Genomic DNA, 21,374 nt, shown 5'->3' with positions numbered 1-21,374 from the left:
TTCATACACTATCATCAACTTCAACCCCTAGCGCTCTTAATTTTGCTGCCAAGCGTTCGGCCCGTTGCTTTTCTTGCTCGGCCCGTTGCTTTTCCTGCTCGGCCAACTCCTCTATGGTGGGGAGCAATTGCCCCTCTGCTGTTGCCCAACGTAGCCAAGTAATCGGCTCTTGTTCATCCCCATAAATTCCCTGCCACCGCACTAACACTAGCCCTAATATTTTGCTGCTGAATCTGCCTTGAGCATCTGGGTTTAAAGATTTATAAACACCCCCTTCTAAGCGATGTCCCGCTAAATCTTCTGGGTCAAAGGGATCATACCAAAAGTATTCTGTCACCCGCAAACGATTCTGATAGATGAGTTTTTTCTCTTCTTTATCTTTTTTGGCTGTACTTTCAGAGAGCAACTCAATCACCACATCAGGGGCTTTCTCTTCTTCCCAGACGACCCAGCTTTTCCTTTCTTTTCGAGGCACGTCCACAACGACAAATAAATCAGGCCCGCGATAATCCTCGTTCCGCACTTGATTGGGGCTAAAGTAAACAAACATATTGCCTCCGACAAACGCTTCTCGTCCCTGAGTTTTTAACCACCGGGAGAGAGGTCTGACTAATAACTGCATTTGCAGTCCGTGTCGCTGGGTTTCCATGGGAATACCATCATCAGAAGGTAGCTCATCTTGGGTTGGTGGTAGCTTGATCCCTTGTGGGTTAGCTGCAATTAGGAGGGTTTCTTCAGCCATTGGATTAGTTGGGGTGAACAACTGGTGCTACTTTCCTATCATAAACTATCATCAATGTCAACCCCTAGCGCTATCAATCTTGATGCCAAGCGCTCGGCTCATTTTAGGTTATGGGATTTTGTCAAGATTCTCGGCTCTCCGGGACTTGGTATGGTTTGACATGGGGGCATAAATCGACTAAATCCTTATCTGGCAAGAGATTTAATTGATTAGTTCGCTTCATATCCCAAACAATTGACAAAAATTGCGGCAATGTCTGTCTCTATAAGTACCTAAGCAAAATTAATTACACATATCTAACCACCTCTTGCCTCCTGCCTTTTGCCTTTTGCCTATCTTCACTAGGAAATTAATTTTGCACGACTACTTAAGGGTTTCATTCCTTATAGAGACAGACATTGCATAAGACAAACCGAAGAACCAGATTCTCTGACTCTATTACAGTTCTAATCTTTTACATAAATATCACAACTTCGCTTTATAGTAGAATCTATGCTTTTCCGGGATTCTAGAAGTTTATAATTGTTCTGATAGAGTAATTCTAAAAACGTGCCACGAAGATTGTAATTGAAAACTTTCCTTAAGGGGCAGACCGTGACAATTGGATTAAATTTATTGAGAGCATCAATAAAACGGGGCTGAAAAGAATTGTCCCCAGATAAAATAGAAGTTGTCTCGGGATAGAACAAGACTTTTCTGTTTTTGTCAAGATAATAATAGGATTCAAATGAATCTGAAAGGAGAATTGATGGACGGTTTAATTGCTGTTCTAATGTAGCCACTCTCTCAGACAAGCTGGCTAAAGCAGACATTTGCGAATAGCTTTTAGGGCTTTGAAAATTGGATATCGTTGCGGGGATAAATTTTACACAAGCGATTAGGGACATAATAATAAAGGGCATGACTAATACACTGATAAGGGAGAGCCTTAACAAATCAAACGAATCGGGCAATAAGATTGGTAAAAACTCCCTAAATGCCATTTTATTCTGCATCAATTCTGGTTCAGATTCAGACATTTTTTTCGATAAGAACTAAAGGCATAATCAATCAAACAACCATAGGAAAGAAAAAATGGAAGTGATACAGATATCAAATTCCAAGGATGACTTCTATTGACAAAATAAAAGAGGCTAACTATTCCCCAGATGGCAATTACAAAACGATACTTAGCGTTTTTATCCTCAATGGGACTCTGAAAAGATTGTATGATATTAAAACCGTAAACAACCATATATATCATCCATATATTATCTGGAAAAGGCAAACCAAAAAAGCCAGAGCCAAATTTAAGAGTAAAACCTATATAATTATAAAAATTGATAAATTCTCCAGCAATAATTCTAAAGCCAAAAATAATTATGAAAATGATAATTATGAGATTTATACTAAATCCCGTTAATTTTTTAATCATGTTTTTTGCGCTAAAACCATCTATTTTAAACTCATTCCAAATGTAAATAAAAAAGTACATAATCAAGACAGAGATACCAGAATCAAAATTACTTAATAGAGCCATTGCCACTATAAAATCTAGAAGTAAATCTCGTAAGTTAATTGTTAAAAAATTCAAGGAAAAAGTAGCTTTATCGAGAAATTTTCTTTCAGATATATACAACAAAGTAACCATCAAAAGACAAGGGAATAAAGTTCTTAAAGGAAAATATTGAAAGTATAAATCTTGGCTTACTACCTTACCATGAAAATAACTCCAAAATAGGCAACTAATGAATACCAAAATTCTGATCAACGAATTTTTGTAGATGGCTTTAACTATTAAATAGTAAAGAATAATCTGAAGAGCAATCAAACTACATACAACAATTTTGATAGACAATAGACTATTTCCCATTAATCGTGATAGTAGGCCAAGCCAAAGGTAGTATCCGCCATATAAACTTTTAAATCCATCGTCAACAAGGGGAATAAAAGGGGAATCACCATTAATGGCAGCTAATGGGAAGAGAACCACATTAAAATGGTAGTTCGATGGATCAGTATAAACCAGACTCCAAGCAACTGATGTCACCGTCACTAAAACTCCAATAAAAACTATATTTTCAATCAATAATGTTCTCACAAATTTACGAAGGGAAAATAAATGTAATAGAAAAAAGAAAATAACTGTTAAAATTAATGCAACTGGAATTAGCAACGAAAAATTCAAGCTTGATAAATAAGTTGTCAGCTTATCTGAGTTGGATGACATCTCGGGTCTGATATATAACCCGAGACTTTGACTAGATCCTTGGGTAAAGATTCTTTGAATTGCTATCGTGTTGAAAACAAGACCAAGTCCCCACGAAAGTAAAAACTCAAGATTGTGACTTTGATTTGTGACTTGCCAATTATTGATTATTTTTGATAAAATAGAACTCAAATAGTTCAAAACTTTACCCAAGAATATAGGTAAAACAACAATTGAAGTTAAAACCAATAGATACCACATTGCTTCATAACTTTCATTTCCTTTCAAGCTCTCAAATCTTGTGGTAAGAAGATAATTTACATCAATAAAAATAAGTAGGAACGCCCCTACTCCTTTAAGCCATTGATCGATCATATTTTTGTTCATTTGATACATTTTATTTTCCTCTTTATTTATTGTCTTTTACAATTTGGATTAAAGAACATCGCTAGGTAACTCTTAATCAAAGTTGACTCGCGCTCTCTCTACCACTAGAGGTCTTTTTAAGCTTCGTCTATTTATCAAACCAATGTATTCTCCTAAAATACCTATAAAAAATAACTGTACAGAAGAAAAAAGAAACAATCCGATAATGATCGCCGCTATTCCTATGGGGAAAAGGTTCCAAAACAGAAGCTTCAAAATCAAAGTCACCAGACCGACCAGAAAACTCACTAGAGATAGAGCGAACCCGATCATTGTCGCCAATCTTAGCGGAAAATTAGAATAGGTAGTGATGCCCAGCATTGCCAGATCGTACATTCGATAAAAATTAAAACTACTCTTACCTCGTTTTCGGACTTTCTGATGATACTCGATTTTAGCACTCTTAAAACCGACTTCTGAAATAAGACCCTTTAAGTAGGGATAAGGATCATCGATCAAACGCAATGCTTCTATCACTTTGTGATCATATAAACCGAAGCCGGTAAAATTAGAAGTTAAGTCAATCTCTTCTGATAGGGTTCTAACTAAAAAATAATAAAATCTTCTCACACTATAGACCAAAGAGTTCTCTTGACTAGATCTTTTAATTCCTTTAACAACTTGATAGCCTTCCTCCCATTTTTCTAAAAAATCGACGATTAGTTCGGGAGGATCTTGACAATCGGCGAAGACTAAAATAACCGCATCTCCAGTTCCTTGTAAGAGGCCGTAATAGGTAGAACGAACAAAGCCAAAATTCCTAGCGTTAATGATAATTTTGACTCTAGAGTCGCTTTGAGAGATTTGCTCTAATATACTTACTGTTTTATCTTGAGAGTCATTATCGATAAAAATATGCTCGTATTCATATTTTCCTAATCTTGCAAAAATCTCTTTGACCTCAGTATATGAAAACTCAACATTATCTTGTTCATTGTAGCAGGGAGTAACAACACTAATTAATTTTTTACTCATCTTAAATTTCCTCAATTTTATTTATGTTTAAATGGTCTTTATACCATTCAATTGTATTTTTTAATCCCGTCGTTAAATTATATTTTTGTGTCCAATCAGTCTTTCTCCTAAGCAACTCATTATTAGCACAAATAAACATGGGATCATTGGGACGGTAAGGTAAAGCACCCAGATGAATTAAATCAGGTTTACCTAATAAATTACCAAGTTCAAGTGCTATTTGTCCAACGGTTACAGGTTGACCAGAACCAACATTAACTACACCTGAAACGTTGCTCTTAGCAACTGCCCAAATTGCCGATGCTATATCCTCAACATGAAGGAAATCCAGAACTTGTTCACCTTTAGTTGTTTTTACCACTTCATCCCGCAGCAGTGAACAAATAACCGACGGAATTAACCGTCGCTCATCCTCCATTGGACCATACTGATAAAACAAACGAACCCATGTTAACTCTACTTCGGCGCTCTGGGCTAGTTGTTGTAAAATAGTGAATAGTGCCACCTTGCTCGCTGCATATAAGGTGATGGGTTTTGTCGGACTTGATTCAGAAAAATATCCTAGATTGAAATCATACTCAAAACAAGTCCCTATACCCACAAACCGCTTACAACCTACTTCAGCTAGTTGAGAGAATAAATTGAGACTTGCCTGGAATGAATTCAAGTTTTCCCGAGAATTTAGTTGTTTTCCTGACCCAACATACCAAGCTAAGTGAATACACAATTCAGGCTTGATTTTCTGTAAATAAGCATTCACTGTTTCAAATGCTACTAAGTCAGATTGCCATAAATGTAGTGATGGGAGAATATCTTGAATTCGCCATTGTTCGCCGTTTTCTCGCACAAGTGCGTGTACCTCACACCCTTCGGCTATTAAAAGCCTTGCTACATGGGAACCAACAAAACCACTTGCACCGGTAATCAATACTTTCATATTTTGGGTCTTCTCGACTTTCTGTAATAATCAGGGCGCACCATTCCTAGAAGTCTTGCCTAGCAAAACTTTGAACATTATACTTCTGGAAAATTATCCCTATTCTTCTTCCTTCCACACAGAAACGAGAAGAGCCGCCATATTTTCCTTAACCTGAAATTTTGTCCCAAAAGTTCGGTAATTTTATTGGCCATGACAAAATTCTCGGATAGTCGTTACTACATAGGTTAACATCTCCTCCGTTAATCCAGGATAAATGCCCAGCCAAAAAACACTACTCATGATTTTATCGGCATTACTTAAATCCCCAACGACTCGATAATTTAACCCCTTATAAAGAGGCTGTCGCAATAAATTTCCTCCAAATAATAGCCTTGTGCCGATGCGTTTTTCCTCCAAATGCTTAACCAAATCATTGCGGCTAAAAGGAGCATTTTCCTTGACAAAAATCGGAAACCCGAACCAACTCGGTTCAGAATCGGGGCTGGCTTCAGGCAGAATTAAAACATCTTGAAGCTCCTGTAACTTTTGATGCAAAAAGTCGAAATTTTCCCGGCGCTTTTTGATAAATCCTGGCAATTTATCCAGTTGCGCTACCCCGACGGCTGCTTGCATATCCGTCATCTTTAGGTTATAACCCACATGAGAATAGGTGTACTTATGGTCATAACCAAAGGGTAAATCTCCTAACTGCCAACCAAAGCGCTTATTACAGGTATTATCTACACCCGGAGGACACCAACAATCTCTCCCCCAGTCACGGAATGACTCGACAATCTTTTTCAAGCGGGTATCGCTGGTTAAAACCGCACCCCCTTCTCCCATAGTCATGTGATGAGCAGGATAAAAGCTAACCGTTGCTAAATGCCCAAAGGTGCCAGTTTTTTGCCCTTTATAGAGACTTCCCACCGCGTCACAGTTATCCTCAACTACCCAGAGGTCATGTTTTTCGGCAAAAGCCATCACCGTTTCTAAATTAAACGGATTTCCCAAGGTATGAGCGATCATAATCGCTTTAGTCTTCTCTGACAAGGCCGATTCCAGTTGATCAATATCAAGGTCATAACCGGGTAATTTAACGTCTAAAAAGACGGGAATTAGCTGATTTTGAAAGATGGGATTAACTGTAGTCGGGAAACCTGCGGCGACGGTAATCACTTCATCCCCCGGTTTAAGTTGTTTTTCCCCCAATTTAGGGGAAGTTAAGGCACTTAAGGCCACTAAATTGGCCGAAGAGCCGGAATTGACTAATAAACAATGTTTTACCCCCATCCACTGGGCAAAACGTTCCTCAAATTCTGCCGCATATCTGCCCGTCGTTAACCAGAAATCTAGGGAAGAATCCACTAATTTGACTAATTCTTGCTCATCAAATACTTTACCCGATGCCGGAATATAGGTCTGCCCCGCCACAAAAGCCCGGGGTTGAAATTTGTGCTTATAGTATTCTTGTACGGCTTGAAAGACTTGCTCTCGCAGTTCTGCTTCAGTATTGGTATTGAGGGGAGAAATAGATTGAGTCATGGTTAATTTCCTTTCAGGGGAGAAATTTGTACTTAATTATTACTTAATTTGCACTATTATCAGCCTTGAGTTCGCTAATCGCTCAGACAACTTTGATAATATTCGATTTGTTGGCGGGTAAGTTCCTGGAATTGTGCCTTATCTTGAGAGTCCATTTGGGCCGCTTGATAATACCATGTCACGGTTTCCTTGAGGGTTTGCCGAAAATCCCAGACGGGTTGCCATTTTAGGGTATGAAAAGCCTTATCTGTGACTAGATTAAGCAATTTAGCCTCATGAACAGCATTCGGATCACTTTGATCGAGCCAAGTCCCCGGCCAAAGTTGTAGGATAGACTCAACTAACTCTTTAACCGGACGATTAGAAGTCAGAGACGGACCGAAATTAAACGCCCCATATAACCCCCGGCTGTCTTGCTGCCAATTAGCCGTCATCAACTGCTCATAAATCGACTCAGCTAACCGTAAATAGCCACCTAAAGGCTCTAAAACGTGCTGCCAAGGGCGAGTCGCTAGAGGGTTCCGCACCGGAATCGCTTCGGACTTCATCAAGGCCCGCATTGCATCGGGTACAATCCGGTCTAGGGACCAGTCTCCACCACCGATGACATTTCCTGCCCTGGCGCTGGCAATGCCGATGGCGGTTTGAGGAGTTTTAAAGAAGGAACTGCGCCAAGATGCGATCGCCAATTCCGCCCCCGCTTTACTAGAACTATAGGGATCGTAACCCCCTAGGGGGTCATTTTCCCGATAACCATAGACCCATTCCCGATTCTCATAGCACTTATCGCTAGTAATAAACACGGCGGCACAGGGATGATTCAGGCTTTTGAGGGCTTCTAAAACGTGAATAGTCCCCATGACATTTGTGTTCCAGGTTTCCACCGACTCCAGATAAGAAAGCCGCACTAAGGGTTGTGCCGCTAAATGCAAGACTACATCCGGCTGCCATGAAGCGATTAAACGAGTCACTAACTCAGGCTCTCGAATATCTCCTATATGATGACTCAGGTTTTGAGCTAAGTCCAATTGCTCAAATAAGGCGGGGGTGGTATTGGGAGCTAAACTGAGGCCTTTTACCTCTGCTCCTAGATGGAGTAACCAAAACGCCAGCCAAGACCCCTTAAAGCCCGTATGACCCGTGATAAAGACCTTTTTGCCCCGCCAAAATGCTTTCTTTACCATATTTTCCATCTAGCTTGTCCAGTGTCATAAAGGTGATTGAGCATTTCCATTTCTCGATAAGTATCCATACACTGCCAAAACCCATCAGGCTCATCCCAGAAGGAGAGGGGAGCTACGATTGTTCACAAGTCAAATAGACTCGCTATACTGGGTTTTCAGTTAATTGCAGCAGCTTTGTGCAAGTAATCGCTCCCAAAGAGTTTTCGTCAAGGCTTAAACCCATCACCCTAACTCTTTGGGAGCTACTATACATGAACTTGACGGAGGATGTCAATTGCTTAAGGGGATTTGACAATTCATTTAATTTTGCTATATATTAGCCCGGGGTTAAACTTTTATACGGAAAATTTGCCAGATAATCTCCTATGGACTAAACTTTTTAGCCATTCAGGCATAGAGAGAAGTGAAATGTATAATAGATTGAAAAATAAGAGCAAATTGATAATTTCATCAATTGCCCAAGGATGTAACAATGGACTTGCGTAAAAGGTTGTCACCATAGCGACTAAAGCTATACTGGAAGACAAGCTTAATTGATTTTCTTGCTTAATCCAATCCAAAATTTGAGGAAGGGCAAAGATTAGAAAAGTTAATTTGTAATCCATAACAAGGCCAATAACTAGAAAATTTCCTAAATAAAGGCCTGCTGCAAGACGGAAATAATCAATATATTGGCTTTTATCCAAAGATTTGCCCGAATCCATTGACACAAAATCGGAACTAAGCCATTCTCGAAAAATTTTAAATTTCGACAGTAAAAATCTGGTCAAGATTAACAGCGTCAATAGAATCACAATTATATAAATTATATATCTGAGCATCTTTTTAATATCAGTTTCGCCGCCAGTAAATAGAGAAAGATTTGATAGAAAAGGTTTGACTTTCAAAAAGAGGGCTTGATGGCCAAAACGAAACCAAACACGCTCAACATCAAATGCTTGTGAGATAGTTTTCATCTCCCCTATACTAGCGAGAAAATAAGTAATAAAAGCAGTGGTAAAAATAGCCGACAAGAACAGAAATAGATTTCTTTTCTCTTTAATAATTACCGTCAGACCAAAAATGGGAAATAGTTTAACAACTCCCCAAAAAAATATTAATAAGTAGGCACACAACCTAAAAATTAATGCTCGGCTATTCTTAATTATCATTAGTGCGACACCCAGCCAAGAATAGATAACAATATCTACGTTGCCACGTTCCACTAAAAGCATTACCGGAGGTGAGCATAAAATTAGGGCATAAACTACAGCTTCTTGATAATTTAATCGGCCAATGATAATTAAAGTTATCCCATAAAAGATTAAAGCAAAGAAAACTCCCCAAAATATAGTATCACGCTGCTCTAACCCCAGCCAAGTTAATAAAGACCAACTACTAGGATAAGATATTTGATTGAAGCAAGAATTATTTGTTAGGGAAACTTCTCCTGTCAATCGATCACAATCAAAACCACCTAATACGAGTCCAAGATCCATAAAAGGGTTTTTAAGCGCAGGAACCCCAAGTCTCCTCCAAAACTTGTGATAGGGAACAAAAAAATTAGCTACATACAATAACCCAAAATATCCTAAGACTGCAGCAATTACCAAAAATCTGCCATCAATTTTTGATTGCTGTTTGAGCATTTTCCTAATCTGGAGATGTATTGAATTTACTATGTCCACTTTGTACCTCCTGCTATTAAAGGATTGACTATCTGTCAATGACTTGAGTTCGGTATAAGACGCTCATTGCGCCGCTAAATGAAAGACTACATCCGGCTGCCATGAAGCGATTAAACGAGTCACTAACTCAGCCTCTCGAATATCTCCTAGATGGTGACTCAAAATTTTAGCTAAGTCTAATTGCTCAAATAAGGCGGGGGTGGTATTGGGAGCTAAACTGAGGCCTTTTACCGCTGCCCCTCGATGGAGTAACCAAAACCCCAGCCAAGACCCCTTAAAGCCAGTATGACCAGTAATAAAGACCTTTTTGCCCAGCCAAAATGCTTTCTTTACCATATTTTCCATCTAGCTTGTCCAGTGTCATAAAGGTGATTGAGCATTTCCATTTCTCGGTAAGTATCCATACACTGCCAAAACCCTTCATGCTTATAGACGGCGAGTTCTCCTAAAGCAGCCAGGGTTCTTAGGGGTTGTGCTTCAAAAGTCGTCGTATCTCCCTCAATTAAATCCAAAACCTTGCGATTTAAGACAAAATAACCCCCATTAATCCATCCTTCAGCCGTTTGGGGCTTTTCTTGGAATTGAGTGACTAAATTACCCTCAATGATTAACTCGCCAAAGCGAGAAGAAGGACGAACCGCCGTCATCGTGGCTAATTTCCCATGGGAGTAATGGAAATCCAACAGATCCGCAATATTCACATCACAAACCCCGTCCCCATAGGTGGCCAAAAAGATCTCGCTTCCACTTCTCTCTATGTAAGGGGTGAGACGTTTAAGACGGCCTCCCGTCATGGTTTCGGGTCCCGTATCAATTAACCAAATACGCCAGTCTTCCTCCTGGTGTCCACTATCGAGTTTGGTCACTTTTTTATTGCCTAACTCTAAGAGTACATCACTTTGATTCCAATCATAGTTAAAGAAATAGTCCCGGATTATTTCCCCTTTGTACCCTAGACAGAGCATAAAGTCAGTTAACCCATATTGGGCATAAGTTTTCATGATATGCCAAATAATCGGTCGATTTCCGATGGCAATCATCGGCTTAGGTCGAAATTCGGTTTCTTCCCGCAGTCGGGTTCCTTTGCCACCACACAAGATGGCCACGGGAATGTTAGACTTATAGTCCTTAACTGTTAAACTGATCGATTGTATTACCATTGGATTATATAGTGAAAGGCTTTGAGAGTGAGATCATCTTATCGAGGCAGTTTAACACGGGGTTCCCGATCTTGTCCAATATTCTGTCTAAAAAAAATTTTGTTAAGCGAGTGTACCCAGTTTATTGCTAAACAGTCCCTTAAATCTTATGGCAGTTGTCCTCATGGTGAGGTACGAAGTTTTCGTTTTCGGGAGTCCCTCTTCGGTAGGCGATGCTAAATCAGGTTATACTTCATCTTGATCGGCAACGCTATAATTCTGACCGAGTAGGACTAGAAATTTGCGCTACCATGCCAAGATAAATATTCGGGGATACGGTCGCAAAGCTACTAGACAATTTTAGGATAAAAATACCGACACTTATGGGGAAATCAATCAATAAAGTCCGAGTAACAGCACTGATTTTAGGGATTCTAGCGATCGCCTTTGCCTTTTTCACCAGGATTGTCAGTATTTTTGAATATGTTACCTTCGATATCGGACCCGATCCCGATCAGATTAGCGGTGGTTACTTTTGGATGGATATGTGGAAGGGAAACTTTCCTCAATTGGGACTCGCAGGGGGGGGAAGATATGGATTCGCAATTCCCCCCCTCTATATTTATTTAGGGTTTCCCCTGACAATTTTCGGTACCGCTCCCGAATTTCAAGTCCTTACTAATGGTCTATTTTCTTTTCTATCGATTCCGCTCTTAATCTACTTTGTTTATCAACTTTTAGAAAATGTAGAACAAGATAAACGTCTTCTCCTGTCCAGTTTGGCAGGATTTCGGTATAGCACGATTTATGCGGACTATTTTATTAATAATTTTTCCTGGGCCCCTAGCCCAATACCCTTTTTCCTGCTCGTTTTTGCTTTACTCTATCGATTCCAGATGGAAACGAGTAAGCCGCTGCTCTATCAGACTATAGCTTGGATATTCTTCGGGATTACCGTCGCTATATTGGTGAGTTTACACACCACCACGATGTTAATTATCCCAGTGACTTGTGTTATTGCCTGTCTATGGTTTGTTTATCGCAATCGCAAGAATACTCGTAAATGTCTTTTGCCTTTTCTATCGATTCTCTCGGCAAATCTCGCCTTATTTATGTATTGGCACAGTGAGATCGTTCGGAATTTCGCTAATACGAGGGGAATCGTGAGAGCAATCACGGCGAAGGGGGCGAGCGGTGAACCATCGAGCAATCTGTTCACTCGTCTATTTAAAGCGATTTGGGAAACGGTTTATCTGGGCAATCAAGTATTTTTTTGAATGACAAAATATCGATTTTCAATGTCGTAGTTTCGGTTATTTTTTCGGCGTTTCTCTATACATAGTCATCAAAAAATATCGAGGCAATAAAACGCTGATTGGCTTTTTGGCGATTACTTGGGTAATTTTTCTCTACGCTTCCTCCAATTATCCTGATGAGCATTTTTATTCCCATCGTAAAATCCGGCTCTGGTTTGCTCCTATCCTCTTGGCGATCGCTAGTCTGGCCTATCTAAACTTTACTAAGACTTTCCACAGGATCCTCGCTCTATTTCTAGCAATTATCATCGGCTATTCTATCGCAACTAATCTCTATTTCAATCAACGTTATCTTGCCAGTAAATACGGTTCCGAAAGGCTCCTATCCGTGGCCGATACAGTGGCAATTATCAATCAGATTCCGGTCGGTTCAACCCTTTGCGATCCAGCCAAGAAACGCAGAAGAAAAGAGCGTGGTCAGTACGATTATATCGATACCTTTATGACCAAAAGAGAGCTAAAGATCACCAATGCTTGCCCATCGGGTAGTTATTACATACAGCCGAAATTTAAAATGGCTATCCAAATGAACGATTTATTTCCAATTTTTACCCTCGTCAAAACTCCCCCTCTCGATCGCCCGATGACTTCCCTTCTTGAAACCCCGGAAGCCTATCTCTATAAAATCGAGTAGCAATAGTCTGATAGTTTCATGTCTATAAGTGGTCGGACAAAAGTAAAGTTAACCGTGGGAGTCGGTCGTCGGTCGTCGGTCCCGATGAAAAAATTTTCACCCCCACAGATGAAAGAGGTTTCTTTCCGTACACCCCACACCCCACGCCCTGCCCCCACCAACAAACTTTTTCAGCAGACCCTAGTTAGGGACTTTTGCGAAAGACAAGACCTATTCCTCCTAAGGTAATTAAACCGATAACGATAGAAGGTTCAGGAACTTTGCTAAAAGTTAGGCTACCTTGTCCTGCAATACCCAAGCGAGGACTATAGGTAAAAGCCGCTTCACTTAGTTCAAAAAATCCGCTAGTCAGGGCAAAATTAGCGATAGGAAAGAAGGCATTAGTAGAGGTGACACTATAATCGATGCCAATAAAAGTCCCATCGAAATAATTAGCCACAGGGTTGGCATCGGCCGAAGCGAGATTAAAGCTATGGTCGAGGAGATTAAAACTAATATTGGTCAAGGGGATAGATTCAAAATCTACGCCTGTAATCGCCCCATCATCGAAACTGGCCGAACCAGAATAACTCCCATTCAGACTTCCAGAAGTTATAACACCTTGAAAATTGTAGGTAATATTTGCCGCTTGTAAACTATTGACATTGGAACCAAAATATGCTAGGGCTAAACCTGTGATTACAGCAACTTTATTCATGGCAATTACTCCTTAAAAAAAACTTTGGTGGGCATTGATAGCCCACCCAAAAAAACTAGAACAGGAAATTGGCAAGGTTATTCAAGGCCGCCACCGCAACGTTATTAATTAACGCTAGGGATAAAGGACTTGCGGCAGTTCCAAAACCATCAGTATCGATATTGAGAACCGTACTACTACCACGAGCAGTAAAAGTGATATAACCATCAGCAATGGGATTACTGCCGGTGTAATTCAAACTATTAAGCAGTTGCGTGAGAACAATTTTGTCGCTGCCGACGGTAAAATCAGTAATAGTATCACTGCGATCGCTCAAACTGACATAAACAAACAAATCATTACCACCTAAACCAGTTAGGGTGTCGCGACCTTGAAACCCGACTAAGACATCATCACCGGTAGTACCCACTAGATTATCAATGCCGGCCGTACCCGAACGAGTGGAACGCAAAACTTCATCACTGCGGAAATTGAGGTTTTGCAGACGGGTATCAAATTCTCTGCTCACATCTTCCCCTAAAAAGGGTTGATTGAAGAAATTCGCCCGTAAATACTCCGCAAAAGCGTCCTGTTCCGTACCATCGGGGGCAAAAGTTGCGTTACCAGTGAAGTTGGGTGTACTGCCTAGCAAATTGACGCGATTGCGCTGGGGAATGGTATAACCATCACCGCCACCAAGAAGAAAAGAAAGCGTCACCATGCGGAAGCTACGATTAGCATCACCGACAATTGCGCCATTTTGCACCACCACATCGATAACTGTGCCGTTTTCATCCTTGATTACCAAAGATTTTATCCGACTGCCAGCGGGGTCATCAAGGTCGAAACTGAAGGCCATTCCTCCCACTTGCGGGAAACGGCCTTGGGAATTAGCAGGGTCGTTTGTACTAGCTGCCAGACCGTACTCCAAAATCCCCTTTAATTCACTAGCGGTGACAGTGGTGAGACTAAGGGAATTATTAAAACTGAGGGCATTTTTAATCGCTACTTCTGAAATTCCCCCGGCCGGTTTCACTCCAGGTACTTCTTCTGGTGCTACCCGTACTGCTTCCGTACCGGTGGGAACGATGATACTGCCAATGCTATTGCGAATACCACCGCCATTTTTCAGGGAAATAACCACGTTAGCATCGGTTTTTTTGGCCTCAGCTAGGTTAGCATCGGCGGTAATATTGCCGAGGTTGGTTTCCTGTTGGCGAACTCCATCTAATCCTGTCCCCGACCGTTGACCGTTGAGGAAAACTCGCGTAAAACCGAAGAAATTGCCTTCTTGAGCGTTAATAACCCCTCTGAGGGAATTGGTAATCCCCCGAATTTCGGGGTCTTCTAATCCTGTTCCCCCCACTTCCGTCACCCCTTGGGCATCGGTGGCGTAAGCACCGCTAATATTGGGATTGTAGCTTTCGGGAATGATATGACCACTGCTATCAAAATCGAGAACTAAGCGCCCGACGTACTTATAATTGGCATCGGTATTAACTACCGCTACCGGTTTTCCCTCCGGGTTAGTTTTGACAATGGGGTAAACGCCCTGGAAGGTGTCTCCGGCGCGTAAACGGTCATTTTCGTCGGTTAAACGAGTATGGGAACCACCAGCGACAATAATATCGACATTGCGTAAACGTTCCGCTAGGGTCTGTTCGATCGATAATTGTTGCATATGGGCTAACAAAACGACCTTATTCATCCCCGGATTAGCAGCCAAAAGTGCATCGACGGAAGCTTGAATAATGGCCGCTAAAGCATCAAGGTCATTTGGATTAGCAGGAGAAACTCCCACGTTACCCGGACTGGAAATTGAGCGTAAAATCGGGGTAGTTGCCCCAACAATGCCAATTTTCTCGCCATCGGGCAGAGTAATCACCGTACTCTTAGCGATTTTATTAGCAATGGTACTCGCTTCCTGACCATCGGCAGTCACTAAACTGGCTAAGTTGGTATCGGGGGCAAAATTAAGATTAGAACTGAGATAGGGGAAATTTGTACCCGGATAGTTGCCATTGGCAAGAATTAGATTACGGACAACTGCTGTACCTTGATCAAATTCATGATTGCCAAAAGCGTTCGCTTGTACTCCCAAATTGTTGAGAATCTGGATATCGCCGCGGCCAACTGCCCCGAATACCTGTTCGCTGGCCCCGAAAAATAGCCCCGGAATGTAGGCATCTCCAGACGCAAGGGTGAGGGTATTGGCAAAACCTGCTACACCATCGTTATCGATGTCCTGCTGTTTGAGGGCATTTAACACCGCACTCATGCGCGGGGCATCATCAAGGGCTGAAATTCCGCCTTCGTTGTCGGAAAAATGGAATAATTGCAGTTTAAAGGGTTGAGGGGTGGTTAAATTTAAACCAATTAAAACGGGATCATGATCGCTGGTACGATAGGGGTTAACTTGGTAGAGTGCAGAGGGGTTTAAGGGAGGATTGGAGGGATTTTCCCCGGGGTCAACGATATTGTCATCGTAGTCGAAAACACTAGGTTCATCGGCGTTAATGTGCCATTCTGTCACTCCCGTTACCTGGGAGGCTAAACTAGCATTAGCGAGAGCATGGTCAAGATAACCAGCTTGACCGTCAAAAACGTAGGAATAAGCGTTAATACCCCCAAATTGACCCACTAAATTTGTATATCCGGCGGATTCGAGCGCTCGAATTGGGTCTTCTTGGGCGTAGGCATTGAGATCCCCGATAATTAAATAATCCCTATCACCGCTATTAGTGGGATCCGTGGCTATCCAATCCCTTAAGGCTAAGGCCGCATTGGTGCGACTGGCATTCCAGAAACCTTGACCATCCCCTCGATCGAAGTTAGGATCACTTGTATTAGTTAAACCCGATTGACCTTTTGATTTTAGGTGATTGACGACTAAATTAAATTTGGCACCGGTATTGACTTCTTGGAAGGCTTGTGCTAGGGCGGGACGATTGCGAGTATCATCGAAACGAGCATCAACGCTACTGTCTAAGATCTTAAAATCACCTACAGGGGTAACTTTAGCGGGTTTGTAGATGATTCCCACCTTAATCGCATCAGTGCCAATTGTACCTGTGGGGATAAAAGCGTAGGTTCCTGCACCTGCAACGGCATTTAAAGCGTTAACAAGCTTAGATATCGCCCCATCGCCGTTATTTTCCAATTCTATCAACCCGAAAACATCGGCATCAAGACCGATAAGTGCCGTGACTAATTTCTCCTCTTGACGCTGGAATTCGTTGATACTATTGGCACCCCGGGCATTATTAGTGCCATTGGCGATGGTGGTAAAGTAATTAAGGACGTTATAACTGGCAATTTTTAGGCGACCACCCACATTAGTGGGCGTTTCTGAGCGATTATTGACCGCTTGGAAGTCCACACCTTGGTTATTCTGGATGCGATAGACTCCAAAACGTTGGTCTAAAACTCCGGTTAATCCCGTTACTGTGTCCCCGGCCCGTAAAATATTACTGGTACTGAGGGGATTGCCACCACGTCCGAATAGAGTCGTCGGAAAAGTGAGATTACTACCATCATCTAGGGTAATTCGTCGCAGATTATTACTCGCTTGTAAAGTATTGGCATCTGTCCCCGGATTGGTAACGTTAGTGGGTTGCTGTAAACGTCCCCCGGAGGATAAAACCACACTACCAAAACGACCAAGTTGGAAATATTCGGTTAAAGAGAGAGTTTCGGCGAAAGTTGTCCGCATTCCCTCAAAAGCTTCTAAAACTTGCGGTTGAGCATTCGCGTTCGAGAGATTGCTAATAGTGGCGGCCGTGGGTAAGGGATTATTATTAGAAATAATTAACGCTTCTGTGATGCTGCTCAGTTGGGTTAAGGATACCCCCGCGTTACCAAATTCACTAACTGTTCCTGTAATTCTAACTTTATCGCCGATAGTAAGGTTAATAATCGGGATATTGCCTTCAAAAATAAATAAACCTTCGGAAGTCAGAGGATTACTATCGCTATCGCTATCTTCCTCCTGAAGATAAAAACCACTTAATCCCGTATTACCCTGGAAATCTCCCACCACGATCGCCTCTACAGTCACCAATTGATTTAAAATTGGACTGACTAAACCCGTGCCTTGAATTTCATGGATTTTTACGAGGGTAGGAGTGGGTAGAATATATGTACTGGGGGCAGCTAAACCAGTCACGGCAATATCATCAATTGCGTATTCATCGCGACTACCGCTACCACTAACATCATCTCCTGTCCAACGCAGGAAAAAATTACTATTAGCGGCGATACTTAATCCAGAAAGGGTAATAGAACGAGTTACCGACTGCCAACCGGAACTGTCCAGCTTATCCGGGGTGATAAAGTCTAAACTGCTAACAGCAGTAAAAGTATTTCCGTCCCCAGAATAGGAAAAATTCAGAGAATTAGCCCGATTTTGGTCGTTGCGAAAGCGGATGATATAGGAAAGAGTAATCGAATCCACTAAGCTATTAGTGACATTCTGTAAGCGTAGGGTGATAGCGCCGGGGGTAAAATCATCTCCTGTGGGTTGTACCCCAAAAGCATTATTTCCCGAAGCGATGCTGAAAGCATAAACTCCCCCAGTGGTGACAGGGTTAGATGTCTGTCCTCTGGCAAAATCTCCTGAAGAAGTACGGGTGTCCCCATGGGTCATGCTGCCATCGGAAAGACCGGAAATAATCCAAAGGTCGGAATCTAGCTGACCTAGACTCGGAATCGGGGCGAATCCCGAACCAGTAAAAGCATTAAAATTTTCTGTAAAGGTAGCGTTACTCATACTGTAGTGATCAAGATGCCTTTACTACCTTAGAGTCCAGAAATTAATCTGGGGTAAACCTGTAGTTAAGGGACAGTGTTAGTTCAATTAAGCAATATTTATCGGTGATTTATCGAATGGGGTGCATTGTCAACTGTATTGCCTTTAAACTGAGTAGGGGTCGAGAAGGTCGTCGTCCCCATCCCCTGCCATTCCGAACCGTACATGAGACTTTCACCTCATAGGGCCTCTAGTTTGACTGTTCCCTTTGTCAAGTTAAGGAAGTTACAGTGAGTTGGATGCTATCTCGATTATTGCCATAGGCGATGATCACATCGTTAGCAAAGCAGTAAAGCCGTCCTGTTTTTGGGGCTATAAACTGTTTATTTGTGCCGATGAGGAAGAAACTATCTTGATCTTTATCAATTGAACCAATCAGTGAAAACCAAGCTGAATTAGGCATTCGTCGTAGTCCTTCACATAGTTTCAGCAAGAAATTAGGACTTTCATAACCATCAGCATTAGAGGTAATTGTCCAGTCTGTCCATTGACCTGTTGCTTGAAAATGATATTCTTGTCCAGCGACAATACGCTTAAATTCTATAGGGGAGGAAAAGCGCAGGATTTTCCCATGTATCGCCTTTCCTCCTTAAAGATTTCAACTTTGCCATCACTTCAAGAGTTGCACATTATCTGAGATTATTTTTAATAACCACAAACCAAGGTCTGAAATCAGGTTTGGTGACTTTGATGTGTCCCTGATCGTCTAGAGAAACAATCGTTTTTGCCACACTATCTCCTACATTCCCACCGATGACTTCTAATTGATTGTTATTTTTGGCAACCACAATATCACAATGAGATTCAAAATCTCCTTGATCAATAATCTTCCAATAGGTTAAACCCGCATTTTCTCCTCATCACAATGAGATTCAAAATCTCCTTGATCAATAATCTTCCAATAGGTTAAACCCGCATTTTCTCCTCGCGGCGCACAGATTAGATCGCCAACAGATGGACGAATCCAATCAATGGGATAGCCTCGAAAAGAAGCATTAGGATTGTCCCGATTTTTGACGGCATCAACGATGTAAGTAGCGTGACGGACACTATATTTAAACTGATCACCTGCCCGTGATTGTTTCATAATAAAAGAAATAAAAGCGGCTGACCAAGGATAATTATCCCAGCCTCCTTGATTTTTATCTGCTATTCTGGGTAATCTACAAAAGTCACCTCTAGGGGGTGTTTTTACACTGCGCCAGTAACGATTAACTATGTTACATTGAGCATATTCTAGAGGTCTTTCAGCTGGGGAGCATCCCAATTATGTAATGAGTATAAATGCTCGGAAGGGGGAGAAGGCTTTTGTAGTAACGATTCTGGTTTGAATCACACAATTTAGAGAACCGTTAAAAATCTATGAACTCCCGAAAAGGCTTGCCATCTAAGCATTTCGCATCTAAGTACAATTTCTTATTGCAAAAGTGGGATGCTCCCTTTCAGCTGTTCCTGTATCTCTGCGTATTTCAGTATCTGCTTTAGCTCTGACAACAATGGGTGGATTATGAAAATTTCGCCATTCTTTAACAGCGTTTTCAGCCACTTTTTCTTGAAAGATATGAGCTTTTGTTGCCCCAGTAATGACTAAAAAGCTAATAGTTAATAATCCACCAGCAATTAGAGTATTGAAAAGTTTCATAACTCCCTCCTTTCCCTTATTTGAGAGATAGAAAAAAAGATAATTAAAACAATGAACAAAGATTCAATTGATCAACAATCTTCTGAACCTCCTGTAACAGAGCATCAGCTTCAGGACAAATTTCAGCTTCTAGGCGGTTAATTGGTCCCCAATGTTTTCGGAGATTTCTTAAGCCAATAGCAGCAAATTCGGCGGCAAAAGCCGGACAAGCTTTCGACAAGCGTTGAAATTCTTTTCCTTTCCCTTCTCCATAGTTTTCCCAGTCTTGAGGAGGACAAGTAACCCCTTCCTTAAAGATTTCGATAAACCCTGATGAATTGGCTAAATACTGTTCAAATAACTGAGGTAACAATAGATGAGAATTTCGGGCATTATAGCTTGTTTGAAATAATCCCGCTTCCGCCGTTTCAGCAGTGGTATTGCTGGCTGAACGATCACGTCCTTCACAGTGTTTTCCAGAACTTTCTCGCATTCCTAAACCTATCAGCAAGACAAATAAATGTCTGAGGGTATCAACCCCTGCCACGCTATTATTCATCCCTAAATCACGGAATTTCTGAGCGTAGTGTGCTAAGGCATCTTTATCGGAGTTTCCTGTGTTAGCTTTCGCCATTTCTTTGGCAAAGGGATTAGCTGCTTTCAACTGGCAATAAACCTTAGCGTAGACAACTGCCATCCCTTTAATGTAACCTTTGGGTGCAACTCCTCGATCGAGCCAGTGATAACGGGCTATTTGGGAATTAGCGGCAACCTCAATAATTTTATCAAGTCCATCCGTGGCGTAAACAACATTAATATAGATACTGGTTTCTGCCTTTTTTTGATTTCCTTGCTCAAAACCGATGGCGGTAATTTTGCGCTCACCGATATTGGTAAATCCTGAATAAGTAATCGACCAAGAACCATCCGCTTTAACCTGACCACTGCCTAGGGAATATTGTTCGTCTGCTTTTAGTTCTACAGTGACTATTCCAGGATCGACTTTGCCTGTAAAAGTAACAGGTTTTAGACATTCAAATCGAGCATCATTAGTGGGGCTAAGAATTTGTAAGGTACTCATACAGTTCTCCTTTAAAGTTGACCTAAGATTGAATTTCTAAACAGTCATCAATAGATTATCTAACTGATTGACTAAGTTAATTAGCGTTGCAGGGGTTCCTAGCTTAACTGCCAAGATTACTGCTCCAGCGAGATTGACAACACACTTGACAATATCGATCAATTTGTTGGTATTTTCGACTCTTTGAATAGCTTCCTGCGCTTCCTGAATAGATGTTTGAATTCGAGTCGCTGGGGCTTCTAAATCGGTTAGAATTTGTTGAAAGATAATCAGGCTCAAATCATCCACAAATTCTAATAATCTTCTCTCATAGCGAGCAATCATTAAAAATTCTTCAGGAGTTAACTCACCTGCGTTAAATAATTCATAGCGTTTTTGCTGGAGAAAAGGGACTAAGTTTAGGATTTTCTGAGCAAGGTATTTAGCGTCTGAGCGAGTCATTGTGTTCATCATTTCA

At 41.3% G+C, this 21,374-nt stretch carries 19 protein-coding genes and 1 pseudogene; 2 read left to right on the top strand and 18 right to left on the bottom strand.

Features of this window, described 5'->3' with window-relative positions:
- Position 1 precedes the first annotated feature (1 nt).
- The 10 genes and pseudogenes from B5D77_RS08945 to rfbF all read right to left on the bottom strand — a co-directional run bounded on the left by B5D77_RS08945 (position 2) and on the right by rfbF (position 10,803).
- A complete protein-coding gene (locus tag B5D77_RS08945) occupies positions 2 to 742 on the bottom strand; it encodes a Uma2 family endonuclease (RefSeq protein WP_106908676.1) in 741 nt (246 codons plus the stop codon).
- Between the two features lie 446 nt (positions 743 to 1,188).
- On the bottom strand, positions 1,189 to 1,761 hold the full coding sequence (locus tag B5D77_RS27145; RefSeq protein WP_254053065.1) for a hypothetical protein: 573 nt from the start codon (positions 1,759 to 1,761) through the stop codon (positions 1,189 to 1,191).
- The gene (locus B5D77_RS08935) at positions 1,737 to 3,326 is read right to left on the bottom strand and encodes a hypothetical protein (protein WP_254053064.1); all 1,590 of its coding nucleotides are present in this window, start codon (positions 3,324 to 3,326) and stop codon (positions 1,737 to 1,739) included. The genes B5D77_RS27145 and B5D77_RS08935 overlap by 25 nt, the downstream gene beginning before the upstream one ends.
- Before the next feature lie 63 nt (positions 3,327 to 3,389).
- Positions 3,390 to 4,331, bottom strand: a complete 942-nt coding sequence (locus tag B5D77_RS08930; RefSeq protein ID WP_106908675.1) for a glycosyltransferase family 2 protein — start codon at positions 4,329 to 4,331, stop codon at positions 3,390 to 3,392.
- Position 4,332: 1 nt separating this feature from the next.
- On the bottom strand, positions 4,333 to 5,268 hold the full coding sequence (locus tag B5D77_RS08925; protein WP_106908674.1) for an NAD(P)-dependent oxidoreductase: 936 nt from the start codon (positions 5,266 to 5,268) through the stop codon (positions 4,333 to 4,335).
- Between the two features lie 183 nt (positions 5,269 to 5,451).
- Positions 5,452 to 6,792: a lipopolysaccharide biosynthesis protein RfbH gene (rfbH, locus tag B5D77_RS08920; RefSeq protein ID WP_106908673.1), complete on the bottom strand. Its 1,341-nt coding sequence runs from the start codon at positions 6,790 to 6,792 to the stop codon at positions 5,452 to 5,454.
- Between the two features lie 74 nt (positions 6,793 to 6,866).
- The gene (rfbG, locus tag B5D77_RS08915) at positions 6,867 to 7,985 is read right to left on the bottom strand and encodes a CDP-glucose 4,6-dehydratase (RefSeq protein WP_106908672.1); all 1,119 of its coding nucleotides are present in this window, start codon (positions 7,983 to 7,985) and stop codon (positions 6,867 to 6,869) included.
- Positions 7,986 to 8,311: 326 nt separating this feature from the next.
- Positions 8,312 to 9,604, bottom strand: coding sequence for a hypothetical protein (locus B5D77_RS08910; protein WP_106908671.1), 1,293 nt, complete (start codon positions 9,602 to 9,604; stop codon positions 8,312 to 8,314).
- Positions 9,605 to 9,709: 105 nt separating this feature from the next.
- Positions 9,710 to 9,988, bottom strand: a pseudogene (locus B5D77_RS08905) (GDP-mannose 4,6-dehydratase); the annotation flags it as partial.
- A complete protein-coding gene (gene rfbF / locus B5D77_RS08900) occupies positions 9,973 to 10,803 on the bottom strand; it encodes a glucose-1-phosphate cytidylyltransferase (RefSeq protein ID WP_106908670.1) in 831 nt (276 codons plus the stop codon). The pseudogene B5D77_RS08905 and the gene rfbF, both read right to left, overlap by 16 nt.
- 362 nt (positions 10,804 to 11,165) lie before the next feature.
- Between rfbF and B5D77_RS27140 the strand changes: the two genes are divergently transcribed.
- Positions 11,166 to 12,059 (top strand): hypothetical protein, encoded by an 894-nt coding sequence (locus B5D77_RS27140; RefSeq protein WP_253852096.1) that lies wholly within the window; start codon positions 11,166 to 11,168, stop codon positions 12,057 to 12,059.
- Between the two features lie 106 nt (positions 12,060 to 12,165).
- Complete coding sequence (locus B5D77_RS27135) at positions 12,166 to 12,732, top strand: hypothetical protein (RefSeq protein ID WP_254053063.1); 567 nt, start codon at positions 12,166 to 12,168, stop codon at positions 12,730 to 12,732.
- A gap of 184 nt (positions 12,733 to 12,916) precedes the next feature.
- Here B5D77_RS27135 and B5D77_RS08885 read toward each other — a convergent pair whose 3' ends face one another.
- The 8 genes from B5D77_RS08885 to B5D77_RS08855 form a co-directional block, all read right to left on the bottom strand.
- Complete coding sequence (locus tag B5D77_RS08885) at positions 12,917 to 13,429, bottom strand: PEP-CTERM sorting domain-containing protein (RefSeq protein WP_106908669.1); 513 nt, start codon at positions 13,427 to 13,429, stop codon at positions 12,917 to 12,919.
- A 55-nt stretch (positions 13,430 to 13,484) separates the two neighbouring features.
- Positions 13,485 to 18,176: an ExeM/NucH family extracellular endonuclease gene (locus B5D77_RS08880; protein ID WP_106908668.1), complete on the bottom strand. Its 4,692-nt coding sequence runs from the start codon at positions 18,174 to 18,176 to the stop codon at positions 13,485 to 13,487.
- A gap of 250 nt (positions 18,177 to 18,426) precedes the next feature.
- Positions 18,427 to 18,618: a hypothetical protein gene (locus B5D77_RS27130; protein WP_223210022.1), complete on the bottom strand. Its 192-nt coding sequence runs from the start codon at positions 18,616 to 18,618 to the stop codon at positions 18,427 to 18,429.
- Positions 18,619 to 18,844: 226 nt separating this feature from the next.
- A complete protein-coding gene (locus tag B5D77_RS27125) occupies positions 18,845 to 19,039 on the bottom strand; it encodes a DUF2272 domain-containing protein (protein WP_301337827.1) in 195 nt (64 codons plus the stop codon).
- Between the two features lie 14 nt (positions 19,040 to 19,053).
- Positions 19,054 to 19,302 (bottom strand): DUF2272 domain-containing protein, encoded by a 249-nt coding sequence (locus tag B5D77_RS27120; protein WP_254053062.1) that lies wholly within the window; start codon positions 19,300 to 19,302, stop codon positions 19,054 to 19,056.
- Positions 19,303 to 19,617: 315 nt separating this feature from the next.
- Positions 19,618 to 19,857, bottom strand: a complete 240-nt coding sequence (locus B5D77_RS08865) for a hypothetical protein (protein ID WP_253852093.1) — start codon at positions 19,855 to 19,857, stop codon at positions 19,618 to 19,620.
- 43 nt (positions 19,858 to 19,900) lie between these two features.
- A complete protein-coding gene (locus B5D77_RS08860; protein ID WP_106908667.1) occupies positions 19,901 to 20,917 on the bottom strand; it encodes a hypothetical protein in 1,017 nt (338 codons plus the stop codon).
- 36 nt (positions 20,918 to 20,953) lie between these two features.
- Positions 20,954 to 21,358 carry a hypothetical protein gene (locus B5D77_RS08855; RefSeq protein ID WP_106908666.1) on the bottom strand — a complete coding sequence of 135 codons (405 nt, stop codon included), beginning with the start codon at positions 21,356 to 21,358 and terminating at the stop codon, positions 20,954 to 20,956.
- Between the last annotated feature and the right edge of the window lie 16 nt (positions 21,359 to 21,374).

It is taken from the genome of Microcystis sp. MC19 (assembly GCF_003019735.1).
In the GTDB taxonomy this organism is placed as follows: domain Bacteria; phylum Cyanobacteriota; class Cyanobacteriia; order Cyanobacteriales; family Microcystaceae; genus Microcystis.
Note: the sequence above shows the minus strand (reverse complement) of the source record. Positions and strands in the feature narration are given on the sequence as shown.